Genomic DNA, 13,099 nt, shown 5'->3' on the forward strand with positions numbered 1-13,099 from the left:
CTACGGCCTCAGTCCCTAAAACCTAGATATTTGTACCTCACAAGTCGTAGAATTGCTATAATACTTTCTTCTTCCGGATCAATTAACCATCCTAGTTCGGTTCCGTAACGCAAACAGTGGATGAGGTTGCTCAGGACTTTGGTTTGTCTTTGGTCTGGGGAAAGAATTTCGATTGCCCAATCTGGATGTATTTCAAAGCGGTTGGCAATTTTGCCAGTTGGTTCAATGTACCTCGTAGCTATGAAAAACGCTATACTTTCTATGTTTATTTAGATGCTGCGTTACATTATAGTAACGTACCCTACAAGATTGCTATGGTGGGCAGTGCCGCTACAGGATTGACCGTAGGTCACGCTACGCGAAAGCACTAAAACTAAACTAATATTTTTTCAATCTCCTTAAGTACCTCAGCTAAAAAAGGAGCATTAGATTGAACAATATTATCCTCAATTCCATCATGTTTATGATGAGGAAAAGTAGCAAGATTTAATTTTCGATGGTGTTCGGTATTGTCATAGCGAAAAATTAGATTATTATCGTAATTCATATATTGATAACTATACATTTTTCTATCGATGGAAATTTATACATAGACAAATTCTCGGAAATGGAGCAAGGAATTATCTTGGAAATTTATCTTGCCTCTGATAAACCCTTCATACATTCCTCTTTTGTCCCGTTCAATAGTTAACCCTTTGACTATTGGCGATGATGACAATAAAATATCAATCTTATCAAAATAATCTTCAATCAACAAAATAAATATCCTCTATAGATTCTTTGGTTTTTTGTAAATGTGCCAACATTTTAGATTCTCCGTACCATTCATCAAAGTCAAAACTATGGACTAATTCATCGTTATTAAAGCGAGTAATAAATTCCGCTGTTGATAATTTATATTTAGTTTCAAATTCCTGAAGGCGTTGTTCTGTTCTTTGAATTCCTGCTTTAATACTCTGTAATCTTTCTGATAAAGCACTTTGAATAATTCGTTTTATTGAATCTGGATCTTTTGACCTGATTTTAAGTTCAGCCATCATTTTTTTTAGTTTTTTTTTAATTGACGTTAATAAGGTTTATAAGGGAACAGGGAACAGGGAAGAGGGAACAGGGAAGAGGGAAAAAATTCTGTGTACCTCGTAGCTATGAAAAACGCTATACTTTCTATGTTTATTTAGAGCGTTACATTATATTAACGTACCCGACAAGATTGCTATGGTGGGCAGTGCTTAGCAACAGGCTTTGTCAGCTGATCTGATCTGTCTGGTGCACTGCCCACCCTACATCAACTCCCGATGGTGGGCAGTGGCTACCAACCGGCTTTGTCAACTGATCTGATCTGTCTGGTGCACTGCCCACCCTACATCAACTCCCGATGGTGGGCAGTGCCTAGCAACGGGGTTTGTCAGCTAATCTGATCTGTCTGGTGCACTGCCCACCCTACATCAACTCCCGATGGTGGGCAGTGCCTAGCAACCGGCTTTGTCAGCTGATCTGATCGGTATCAACCACTGCCCACTCTACATCAACTCCCGATGGTGGGCAGTGCCTAGCAACCGGCTTTGTCAGCTGATCTGATCGGTATCAACCACTGCCCACCCTACATCAACTCCCCATCTCCCCATCTCCCCATCTCCCCACACCTCCCACACCTCCCACACCTCCCCATCTCCCCATCTCCCCATCTCCCCAAACGCCCGCCCCCTGGTAACTTTTACTACCATTGCCGAAAAATTATAAAGTTTTGTAAATAGCTGTGTAACTTCTCTGAGTGACCCAGACAAATAAATAGAACAACTTGGTACAATAAGTTGAATCTCATACCCCTTCTCTAAAAGGGATGCAACCAAAGATTGTCGGGTCATTGGTAATGGAGACTAGGTAAAATTACCGCTATTATCAATTGCCAATTACCAATTACCAAAAGGCAGTAAAAGCGATGCAGCAAGGGAACAGGGGAGGCAGCAAGGGAACAGGGGAGGCAGCAAGGGAACAGGGGAGGCAGCGCGGTCTTGGGGGTCTCCCCCATGAGCGACTGCCGTGGTTTCCCCCATGAGCGACTGCCGTGGTCTCCCCCATGAGCGACTGCCGTGGTTTCCCCCATGAGCGACTGCATCAAGAAGGGAGCAGGTCAAAGTTGCATAACAGATCAACTATGTACCATCAGAGCAAGCTTAAACCCATGAGGGGGCTAGAGATTTAGTACAAATGTTCTGCATAAGTGACATGCTCCCCAGTAAAAAGTTGTTGCAGGCTGACAGGATAATTCATATCCAAACCAAACCAAACCAAACATTACTGTAGTCACCCTGAAAAAAATACCAGAGTTAGGGAAATGACCCAATCTATTACTATTACTAAAGACGAGATTCAAACTTGCTTAATTAATCAGTTAGCTGAGCGCCTGGAAATGGAACCGGCTGATATTGATATTAATGAGCATTTTGATAACTATGACTTAGATTAAGGCCAGGCTTTCATTTGGCTGGGACGGTTATAAAAGTAAGTGGCTTGGAGGTGAATTTAATCCAGTCTTAATTTTTAACTATCCAACAGTTAAAAATCTGGGTCAGCGCTTAGTTCAATATTCCTACCTTGTTCAATAAATGGAAGCATAAAAATTTGGAAAAAGTATCATTAAAAAATGCTGTTCAATCTAGCTATAATGGTTGTTGATTTAGAGCCTATATTTACAGCAATGGGATGCTCTCCAATAACGTTAGTGGTGACTATTAAACGCTACAAATAAATTGAATAATCAATGTAAGCTATCAGCTATCAGCTAATGCGCGTAGCACACTTACTAATCAATAACACTCAATCTGAAGACTAGGATGTTGTCATTAAAGGGTTTTTAACATGGAACCAATAGCAATAATTGGGATCGGGTGTCGTTTTCCTGGTGCCGAAAATCCAGAGGCTTTTTGGCAACTATTATGTGATGGAGTCGATGCCATTACTGAAATCCCCAAAACCCGTTGGGATCTGCGTGACCTCTATGATTCTGACCCAGATACTCCTGGCAAAATGAACTCTCGCTACGGGGGCTTTTTGCCCCAAGTAGACCAGTTTGACCCCCACTTCTTCGGCATCTCCCCCCAAGAAGCCACTGCCATGGACCCCCAACAACGGCTATTGCTAGAGGTGGCTTGGGAAGCCCTCGAAGATGCAGGACAGGTGCGAGAGCACTTGGCTGGCTCCCGAACTGGAGTATTTGTCGGAATTTCCAACAATGATTACAGCTACACTCATCCAGAGAATTCCACCAGGCCCCAAGGATACGATCTAACCGGTAATGCTTTGAATATTGCCGCTGGTCGCCTTTCCTATTTATTCAATTTTAAAGGTCCTGCGATCGCAATCGACACCGCCTGCTCTTCCTCAATGGTTGCAGTTCACCTGGCCTGTCAGAGTCTTTGGAATAGAGAGTCTACCTTGGCTTTGGCTGGGGGTGTGAATATTATCCTTTCACCAATTGGTCACATTGCCCTAAGTAAGCTAAAAGCCCTGTCTCCCGATGGTCGCTGCAAAGCCTTTGATGCCAAAGCCAATGGCTACGTTCGCAGTGAAGGAGCAGGTTGCATTGTCCTCAAGCCCCTATCGAAGGCATTAGCTGATAATGACCCGATTTACGCCACTATCCGAGGCAGTGCGGTTAACCACGATGGTCGTAGCAAGGGACTGACGGTTCCCGATAGTTCAGCTCAAGAAGAACTGATCCGTCAAGCCTTAGACAATGCTGGCGTAGCACCCTCGGAAATTAGCTACATTGAAGCCCATGGTACTGGCACACCCCTGGGAGATCCCATGGAAATGATCGCCCTCGGTTCCGTGCTTGCCACTGATCGTCAGGAGGGAAACTATTGTGCTGTCGGAGCAGTTAAAACCAATATTGGCCATTTGGAAGCTGCTGCTGGCATTGCTAGTTTAATTAAAGTTGCCTTATCCCTCAAACATCAACAACTACCCCCCAGCTTGCACTTTGAAGACCCTAACCCCGATATTCCCTTCGATACTCTACCGCTACGGGTTCAGCAGACTCTAAGTCCTTGGCCTGAGCAGTTTGCTTTAGCCAAGGCTGGGGTCAGTTCCTTTGGGTTTGCCGGTACTAACGCCCATGTGATCTTAGAACAAGCTCCTGAATCCTCCGAAGTCCCGGATCAGGCCAGACCCCTCAAGCCACCCTACTTACTACCGCTCTCAGCCCATAGTCCAGAAGCGGTAAAATCCCTGGCTCAGGCTTATCAAGACTGGTTAGCCACTAGAGATATCGACCCTACCTTATTAGAGGACATTTGCTACACCGCTAGTGTCCGGCGCACTCACCATCAACACCGCTTAGCCGTGGTAGTTAACTCCCCTGAAGACGCGAAGGAGCGCCTGCAAGATTTACTCCAAGACTCCTCAGATGTTGACCTAGCTGGTGGTAGTGAAGGGGACAACCACCGCCCGAATGTAGTTTTTGTTTGCTCTGGTCAGGTGCCTCAATGGTGGGGGATGGGACGAGAGCTACTGCAATCGGAACCAGTATTCCGAGGGGCTATAGAGGAGTGCGATGCCCTGATTCGCTCCCAGGCTAACTGGTCATTGTTAGCCGAGTTAACAGCGGACGAGTCTGAATCCCGCCTTGGGGAAACGGAAATTGCTCAGCCTGCTATTTTTGCCCTACAAGTTGCCCTGGCTCGGCTGTGGCGTTCTTGGGGCATAGAGCCACAAGCAGTGGTGGGTCACAGTAATGGTGAAGTGGCAGCAGCTCACATTGCTGGTACTCTGAGCTTAACCGATGCTGTGAAGTTAATTTGCGATCGCGGTCGCTTGATGCAGCAAGCTACAGGCAATGGCAAGATGGCAGCATTGGAACTCTCCGTAGCTGATACAGAACAACTGTTGTCTGAATACGATCCTATTTTGGAATCGGCAAACCCCAACCTAGGCATCGCAGCAATTAACAGTCCCACCTCAACGGTGGTGTCTGGAGAGTCTAGAGCAATGGAATTATTCCTTGAATTCCTCGCAGAGCGGCAACCAGATGTGTTATGCCAATTGCTGCCAGTGAATTATGCCTTCAATAGTTCCCAAATGGAACCCTTTCAGCAGGAATTGGTGCAGGAACTCGAAGGGCTCGAACCCCAGCCAGAAACTATTCCCATCTACTCTACAGTTACCGGTAGCTCTAGTGAAGGTTCAGCTTTCGATGCTATCTACTGGGGGCAAAATATCAGGGAAGCTGTCCGCTTTGCTCCAGCTATTGAAGCGCTAGTGAAAGCTGGTCATACCATCTTCTTAGAAATTAGCCCTGACCCAGTCCTTTCCGGATATATTGCTCAAACCCTCAACCATCTCGATCAAGCGGGGGTTGTCTTACCGTCCCTAGGCCCTAGTCAGGGGGAACGGGCCACCATGCTCACCTCTCTAGGTAAACTCTACACCCAGGGCTTTACAGTAGCGTTGCATAAACTATTCCGATCCTCCCATTGTCGGGTTGTGAGTTTACCCTGCTACCCTTGGCAGAAAGAACGGTATTGGGTCGAGCAGAAATCTCAAAGACCATCTCAAACACCACTACCGAACCTGTTGGTAGGACAAGAGCAACAGGAAGTTACCCCAGAGTCCCTGACTGATTCCCTGGTCGAGGATTCCCTGTACGAGATTCAGTGGCAACCTCAAGAGCGTACACCCGAAGCAGAAACTCAGGCCACTGAAGCAACTGAGCCTGGTCAATGGGTGATCTTTGCGGATTACGGTGGGGTAGGACAGGCATTAGCAGAAAATTTGCGTACGCATGGTCACAGCTGTTGCCTGATTTATCCAGGTGAAGTTGACCAAAGCCTACCAGGAGGACTTGGAACCATCAACCCTGCTGTACCCAATCATTTTAAGCGGCTGTTCCAGGAAATTCTTGGAAATAATCCATTGCCCTGTCGTGGAGTAATTCATCTGTGGAGTCTAGAGACTGAACAGTCTGAAGCACTCACACCATCCTCTCTCGAAGAGTCTCATGTATTGAGTTGTGGAAGCGTACTGCACCTAGTTCAGGGACTAGTTCAGGCACTGGTCAATACTGGTAGTTCAACCTTACCGAAATTGTGGTTAGTAACCTCTGGCAGCCAAGCAGTGGAAGCCCACCCTGCTCCGGTAGCACTGGCTCAAGCCTCTTTGTGGGGCATGGGACGAGTAATTGGCCTAGAACACTCTGAAATTTGGGGAGGGCTACTGGATTTAGACCCATCTATATCTGATAATTCTGATAATTCTGATCATAAGGGTGCTACGCAACAGGCCATGGCTCTCTTCCCAGAAATTTGGCAGCCAGACGGGGAAGACCATGTAGCATTCCGCCAGGGACAACGCTATGTTGCTCGCCTGGTATCTAGCAAACCCACTCAAACCGAATCTTTAACTCTACAGGCTGATGGTATCTACCTGATTACTGGTGGCTTGGGCAGTTTAGGACTCCGGGTTGCCCGGTGGATGGTTGAACAAGGGGCAAAAAACCTAGTGCTACTAGGACGCCGAGAACTTCCACCATCAGATCAGTGGGCAAGCTTACCCCAAGACAGTGAGTCTTGGAAACGGGTTAACGCGGTTCAAGAACTCAAAGCCATGGGAGCCAAGGTGATTGTGGCTCAGGCTGATGTCAGTAATCAGGATGAGATGTCTGAGGTATTTGAACACTTGCGTAATACTCAGATTCCCCTCAAAGGTGTGATCCATGCTGCCGGGATTGAAAATTATCAGGAGATACAAGGGATGGACCTGAATGTATTTCAGGCTACCCTGCAACCTAAAGTAATGGGGGCATGGCTGCTGCATAAACTTACCCAAGAGATGAACCTAGACTTTTTCGTCTGCTTCTCCTCGATTGCCTCCCTGTGGGGCTGTCAGGGAAAAGCCGATTACGCCGCTGCTAATGCTTTCCTGAATGCGATCGCACATCATCGTCAAGCCCTAGGATTACCTGCTTTGAGCATCAATTGGGCACCCTGGTCTGGAAGTGCCATGGTGTCTGAACAGGTCAAGAGCTTATTGAAGCGCATAGGAGTAGACCCATGGCAACCAGAAGAAGCCATGAGCATTTTGCCATACCTTCTGGGGTCGAACAGCCCTCAACTAATCGCTGCTAACTTCAACTCGGATGTCTTCAAAAAGAACTTATCCAAGTCCTAGGTTGGGATCCATCTTTTCCCCTTGGGGCAAAGATGGAGTGAGTTTTGTCCTGACTACTACCTGTTTCGTAATCCAGTCAGCAGCCGGATTTCTCATTAGTTCCAAGTTTTTCGTGGGTGGTTGCTCTGCCGCGATCGCAGCTAGGAGTTCATCGAGGGGGTTTCCTGATGTTTTCCCGCTCATTGCGATAATCGGTTGGTCTAGGGGAGGTAATTCTAGCCAATGGAAATCGGTAGTACCCACTGTGGCAAATACCTTAATGATGTCTTGCCCTTCCCGCCCGAAAATATCAAGAACAGGCAAGATGCCTATTCCACCTCACTCTTAAAATCATTCCATTATTAAGCAACGCCAAAGGCGTTGCTGCTTCAAGGAATGGTATAATAAAAATAAAACCATTCCTTAAATAAGCAACGCCGCTTTATTAGTATCACTTACGCTTAAATCCTAGTGAATTTGGTGAGTGCAATTAGTCACAAAAGTTAGCCAAACTTAACTAATAGAGTAAGGTTAATTTACATTTAGCAAAGGGAGTGGGGAGTCGGGAGTGGGGAGTCGGGAATAGGAAAAAAATCCTGTGTACCTCATTACTATGAGAAACGCAATCATCTCGGTCTGCTAAACCTACTCTGTGGCCTAACTCTTGAGTTCATTAATCGCATCAGCATAAGCCATTGCTGCTGTTTCCCACTTGGGCAAATTACTACTAATTTCAGCTAATTGTTTTTCTTTCAAACCACCCATTACCTTCTCGGCTGCCTCCCTGGGCTGATCAGGATCAACAGTAATAATGGCAGAACCCCCTGCTTCCAAACCGGCTTGATTTCCTTGAGATACCACCACGAAGCGACCAAATGATGCGGCTTCGGCAATGGGTAGTCCAAATCCCTCCCGGTCAGATAGAAACACTACCGCTGTTGCCTCTCGATACCATTGAGCCAAAATGCGATGGCCTTTCGGCCACGCTACGCGAACGCGCTATGTGACCATGATACTGAACCCAAGGCAAGCTCTCAATTGACTTGAGGAACGCTTCACCCCTAGCTTGGGTGGAAGTATTCATCCCTCCTAGGAGATACCAAGTTGACTTGGTAATTGGTAATTGGTAATTGGTATACGGCAATTTTCCTGGAGTCCAGTTTTGAGTAAGTCCTGTTGCCTTGATCAGACCATTGGGTGGAAATTGGTTTCAGCTCAAGTGGGGCAAGGCTTTCATAATCTTGTTTGCCCAATGGTCTAGGTCCGTTTTGTGAAGTTTTGTAAAAATAATCGCTGCTCGGCATAAAACTTAAGCTGACCCCCCGATAAGTTTTTAGAAGCTAACAATCAAGGATTTTTCAGTATGCACACCAAGACCTACACACTCTACATATCAAATTCTGATCTTCGTCAAAACTAAGTTGATGTTAGATCAAGTCTGGTTAATCACTTGCCAAATCAGACAACCCAATCTCAACGGCTACTGGTAGGGTGCGTTACTAACTAAACTTACGACTTATAGGGTTTGGATTCCAGTTTTGAGTAAGTCCTGTTCCCTTGATGAGACCATTGGGTAAAAATTGGTTTCAGCTCAAGTGGGGCAAGGCTTCCATAATCTTATTCACCCAATCGTCTAAGTCAGTTTTGATAAGTTTCGAAAAAAAAATCGTTCTTCGGCATAAAACATACGCTGAACCCCGATAAGTTTTTAGAAGCTAACAATCAAGGATTTTTCAGTATGCACACCAAGAGCTATACACTCTACATATCAAATTCTGATCTTCGTCAAAACTAAGTTGATGTTAGATCAAGTCTGGTTAATCACTTCCCAAATCAGACAACCCAATCTCAACGGCTACTGGTACGGTGCGTTACTAACTAAACTTACCACTTATAGGGTTTGGATTCCAGTTTTGAGTAAGTCCTGTTCCCTTGGTGAGACCTAGGTTTGGAAATTGGTTTCAGCTCAAGTGGAGCAAGGCTTCGGTGAATCTTGTTCACCCAATGGTCTAGGTCAGTTTTGATAAGTTTCGAAAAAAAAATCGTTCCTCTGCATAAAACATACGCTGAACCCCGATAAGTTTTTAGAAGCTAACAATCAAGGGTTTTTCAGTATGCACACCAAGAGCTACACACTCTACATATCAAATTCTGATCTTCGTCAAAACTAAGTTGATGTTAGATCAAGTCCGGTTAATCACTCCCCAAATCAGACAACCCAATCTCAACGGAAATAAAGCATGATAATTGTCCTCAAAGCAGCCACTCCGACAGTCGAAATTGAACACATTAAATACGAACTGTCCCAATACAAAGTCAGCGTCGAAAAAATCATCGGCAAACACCGAGTGGTGATTGGTTTAGTCGGTGAAACGGCTGAACTCGATCCCTTAAAAATTCAGGCTGTCAGTCCTTTTATTGAAAAAGTCTCACGAGTTGAACATCCCTTTAAACGGGCAAGTCGAGACTTCCGACATGGTGAACCCAGTGAAATTATTGTTGAAACACCGAACGGTTTTGTTGCTTTTGGCGAACACAGTCCCATCGTTCAAACTGCCGGCCCTTGTTCGGTTGAAAATGAACAGATGATTGTCGAAACCGCCCAACAAGTTAAAGCAGCAGGTGCTCATTTCCTACGTGGTGGAGCCTACAAACCTCGGACTTCTCCTTATGCTTTTCAAGGGCATGGTGAGAGTGGTTTGGAATTGCTGGCCATTGCACGTCAAGAAACCGGCTTGGGAATTATCACCGAGGTAATGGATGCAGCCGACATTGAAAAGATAGCAACTGTTGCAGATATTATCCAAGTTGGTGCTCGTAATATGCAGAACTTTTCTCTGTTAAAAAGAGTTGGTGCTCAAGAGAAACCGGTTCTGCTGAAGCGGGGAATGTCCGCAACCATTGAGGAATGGTTAATGGCGGCTGAATATATTTTAGCAGCGGGAAATTCTAATGTTATTTTGTGTGAACGGGGAATTCGCACCCATGACCGCAAATATACCCGCAATACCCTCGATTTATCCGTGATTCCTGTCTTGCGGACACTGACTCATCTTCCCATTATGATTGACCCCAGTCACGGGACTGGTAAAGCCGAATACGTCCCGGCAATGGCAATGGCCTCAATTGCAGCAGGAGCTGATGCTCTGATGATAGAAGTTCATCCCAACCCTTCCCAAGCCCTGTCTGATGGCCCTCAATCCTTGACGCCTCATCGCTATCAAGAACTGATGCAAGAAATGGCAGTTATTGGTGAAACAGTGGGTCGTTGGCCGGAAAAGTTAGCCTTCACCCCTTCATCCCATCAAGCTACCCAAAAATTCAGTGCCATTGTTTAAAATTTGTTGTGAGTTGAAATAAAAATTGAAGGCTAACATGGAATTGATTCAACTCACAATATCTCATCAAACAAGTCTTTTTGCCCAATTCTAGAGAAATAATGCAGATGAACGCTCAAACCCTAGTCTTAAGGCCAATTTTTTCCCAAAACTTTCCGAGAAAACGGAATTACATCGAACCTGTATTACTCAGCCCATTCCAGCGAATATTGCTGACGACAAACGGCACTGTTACGGATATGATTGAAGCCTACTCGGGGGAAGCAATCAAAATCAAAAAGCTGTTTGAAGACCAGATTACAATCACAGAAGACATCCTGCCGATGAACCTCAAAAAAGGCACAGAAGTTATCGCTCGCAAAGTGCTACTTCAAGGTAAAATGAGTGACCGCAACTATGTCTATGCCGATTCAATTTTAGTTCTCGACAGACTGAATGAAAAAATGCGAACCCAACTGTTAGAGACCAAAACTCCCATTGGGAAACTCTGGGTCGAGAACAAAGTTGAAATCTTCAAAGAAAATGTCGAACTTGGCAAAGAACATGCAGGTGATTTAGCCGATTATTTCCAGATTCAACCCAAAGACAATCTCCTGTATAGAACCTACTGCGTCATCTCCAATAATCAGTACACCATGATGATTACAGAGAAGTTTCCGGAAAATAATTTTAGGCGAAAGCTCTAATAGTATCGGTTGTTCAGGTTCCATAGAGGTAAAGTTATGATTATTAAACAGTTGAAAGAAGCGGCTCATTCCTTTCCAAAACATACAGCGATTGTCTATAATGAGTCCCGAATTAGCTATGAACAACTTGACTCCAAAGTTCAAGGATTAAGTGAGGGATTAAGTTCTCTAGAAATCGGTCAAGGTGATTGTGTCGCTTTCGTTTTACCCAACTGTCCTGAGTTTGTTTATAGCTTTTATGCTGTTGCTCAGTTACAGGGAATTGTTCTGCCTCTCAATCATTTATTCAAAGCCGAAGAACTGAGTTATTGTCTCAGTGATAGCAAGGCAAAAGCAGTAATTACTGACCTCAAACGTGCCAAAATTTGTCAGGATATTATTGCAAATATTGACCGAAAAATTGAGTTAATTGTTGTGGATGGTGTTTATCCCGGAAGCCACTATCTCTACAATCTAATTTTGCCAGTAAAATCTCAACATCAAGAGTATTCAGAAAACGCTCTTTCTTATGAGCTTCTGTATCAATATTCATCCGGGTCAACGGGGAAACCAAAACGAATTGCACGCACCCAAGCGAGTCTTTACCATGAGGTAAAAAACTTCGCAGAAACCACCCAAATTCAGCCCTCAGACAAGATTATTTGTGCAGTTCCGATGTATCATGCCCATGGGTTAGGAAATTGTCTCCTCGCAGCAACTTGTAATGGTGCAACCTTAGTTATTTTAGAACAGGTTTTGCAGAAGGATGGTACACCTGTTGAAGTTCCCTTTGTCTTCCGGTGTCCGCGAGTTTTTGAACTGATTGAAACGGAGAAGATTACAATCTTTCCAGCAGTGCCTTATATCTTCAAGGCTTTAGCAGAAACTAGAACAAAAACCTCGGTGAACCTATCTAGTTTGAGATTATGCTTTTCAGCCGGAAACTTCTTGTCCAAAGACATTTTCGATCAGTTTTGGCAGCGATTTAGGATTCCTGTTCGACAGCTTTATGGCTGTACTGAGGCTGGCTCTGTGGCAATTAATTTAGAGGAAGACATCAACAAAATTTATCACTCTGTTGGGTTTCCGCTCAATAATGTTGAACTCAAAATTGTTAATGAAAGTGGGAATGAACAACCCATGGGAATGAGTGGAGAAGTTGTGATAAAAAGTCGTTCTCTAACCCAAGGTTATATTAATCAGCCAGAACTCAATCAACAAGCATTTAAGGAGGGATGTTTCTATACAGGTGATTTAGGTAAAAAAGATGAGTGGGGTCGAGTGTATATTACCGGTCGCAAGAAGCTGCTCATTGATACCGGAGGTCGCAAAGTTGACCCGATAGAAGTAGAGGATATTTTGATGAATCATCCTCACGTTAAAGAAGCTGTTGTGGTCGGTGTAAAAGGGTCTTATGCTGGCGAGTTGGTTAAAGCTGTAATTGTCAAAAAAAGTCGGAAAAATTGTGAGTATCAAGAGATTCTTTCATTTTGTAAGCAGCGTCTAGCGGAGTTTAAAGTTCCGAAAATCATTGAATTCCGCCCAGAGATTCCCAAAAGTCCACTTGGAAAAATTCTGAGAAAGGAATTAGTTTAAACCGATATCATCACAGTCCAAATACTGAAATTGTAAGGAGCATAACACCATGATGACTACTACAACAATTCAAGAACAAGTTCAAGGGTTAGTTTTGGAAGTTATACCCGATGTGACCCTAGAAGATTTGCAAGACGATGTAGATATCTTCAACTTGGGTCTAGATTCAATTAACACTATGACTCTAATTTCTAACTTGCAAGAGACTTTTGAAATTGAGTTAGATGTGAGTGAGATTAGTTTTGATAACTTTCAAAATATCTCAACAATTGTGGAGATGATTGAAGAAAAGAAAAGTTGTTAAGTCTTTAAATTATATCTAGGCTGCGAGTATTTTTTACTCCAGCCGCCTCC

Annotated in this window: 11 protein-coding genes and 1 pseudogene; 6 read left to right on the forward strand and 6 right to left on the reverse strand. The window is 44.4% G+C overall.

Going from position 1 to position 13,099, the window contains the following annotated elements:
• Positions 1-53 precede the first annotated feature (53 nt).
• From F6J90_RS11245 to F6J90_RS11260, 4 genes and pseudogenes are all read right to left on the reverse strand, one after another.
• Positions 54-221: pseudogene (locus tag F6J90_RS11245) on the reverse strand (Uma2 family endonuclease); the annotation flags it as partial.
• Between the two features lie 152 nt (positions 222-373).
• On the reverse strand, positions 374-565 hold the full coding sequence (locus tag F6J90_RS11250; RefSeq protein ID WP_293093002.1) for a DUF6516 family protein: 192 nt from the start codon (positions 563-565) through the stop codon (positions 374-376).
• Between the two features lie 181 nt (positions 566-746).
• A complete protein-coding gene (locus tag F6J90_RS11255) occupies positions 747-1,040 on the reverse strand; it encodes a hypothetical protein (protein ID WP_293093004.1) in 294 nt (97 codons plus the stop codon).
• A gap of 870 nt (positions 1,041-1,910) precedes the next feature.
• Positions 1,911-2,054 (reverse strand): hypothetical protein, encoded by a 144-nt coding sequence (locus F6J90_RS11260; RefSeq protein WP_293093006.1) that lies wholly within the window; start codon positions 2,052-2,054, stop codon positions 1,911-1,913.
• Positions 2,055-2,335: 281 nt separating this feature from the next.
• Here F6J90_RS11260 and F6J90_RS11265 point away from each other — a divergent pair, with 281 nt between their 5' ends.
• The gene (locus tag F6J90_RS11265) at positions 2,336-2,467 is read left to right on the forward strand and encodes a hypothetical protein (RefSeq protein WP_293093008.1); all 132 of its coding nucleotides are present in this window, start codon (positions 2,336-2,338) and stop codon (positions 2,465-2,467) included.
• Between the two features lie 392 nt (positions 2,468-2,859).
• Complete coding sequence (locus tag F6J90_RS11270) at positions 2,860-7,167, forward strand: type I polyketide synthase (RefSeq protein ID WP_293093010.1); 4,308 nt, start codon at positions 2,860-2,862, stop codon at positions 7,165-7,167.
• Here F6J90_RS11270 and F6J90_RS11275 read toward each other — a convergent pair.
• Positions 7,153-7,470 carry a hypothetical protein gene (locus F6J90_RS11275; RefSeq protein WP_293093012.1) on the reverse strand — a complete coding sequence of 106 codons (318 nt, stop codon included), beginning with the start codon at positions 7,468-7,470 and terminating at the stop codon, positions 7,153-7,155. The genes F6J90_RS11270 and F6J90_RS11275 overlap by 15 nt on opposite strands.
• Positions 7,471-7,803: 333 nt before the next feature.
• A complete protein-coding gene (locus tag F6J90_RS11280; protein ID WP_293093014.1) occupies positions 7,804-8,109 on the reverse strand; it encodes a glycosyltransferase in 306 nt (101 codons plus the stop codon).
• A 1,277-nt stretch (positions 8,110-9,386) separates the two neighbouring features.
• Here F6J90_RS11280 and aroF point away from each other — a divergent pair.
• The 4 genes from aroF to F6J90_RS11300 all read left to right on the forward strand — a co-directional run bounded on the left by aroF (position 9,387) and on the right by F6J90_RS11300 (position 13,049).
• The gene (gene aroF, locus F6J90_RS11285) at positions 9,387-10,484 is read left to right on the forward strand and encodes a 3-deoxy-7-phosphoheptulonate synthase (RefSeq protein ID WP_293093016.1); all 1,098 of its coding nucleotides are present in this window, start codon (positions 9,387-9,389) and stop codon (positions 10,482-10,484) included.
• Positions 10,485-10,591: 107 nt separating this feature from the next.
• Positions 10,592-11,170, forward strand: coding sequence for a chorismate pyruvate-lyase family protein (locus F6J90_RS11290; protein ID WP_293093018.1), 579 nt, complete (start codon positions 10,592-10,594; stop codon positions 11,168-11,170).
• 36 nt (positions 11,171-11,206) lie between these two features.
• On the forward strand, positions 11,207-12,745 hold the full coding sequence (locus F6J90_RS11295; RefSeq protein WP_293093021.1) for a class I adenylate-forming enzyme family protein: 1,539 nt from the start codon (positions 11,207-11,209) through the stop codon (positions 12,743-12,745).
• Between the two features lie 49 nt (positions 12,746-12,794).
• On the forward strand, positions 12,795-13,049 hold the full coding sequence (locus tag F6J90_RS11300) for an acyl carrier protein (RefSeq protein WP_293093024.1): 255 nt from the start codon (positions 12,795-12,797) through the stop codon (positions 13,047-13,049).
• The last annotated feature ends 50 nt before the right edge of the window (positions 13,050-13,099 follow it).

It is taken from the genome of Moorena sp. SIOASIH, from assembly GCF_010671925.1.
Classification (GTDB): Bacteria; Cyanobacteriota; Cyanobacteriia; order Cyanobacteriales; family Coleofasciculaceae; genus Moorena.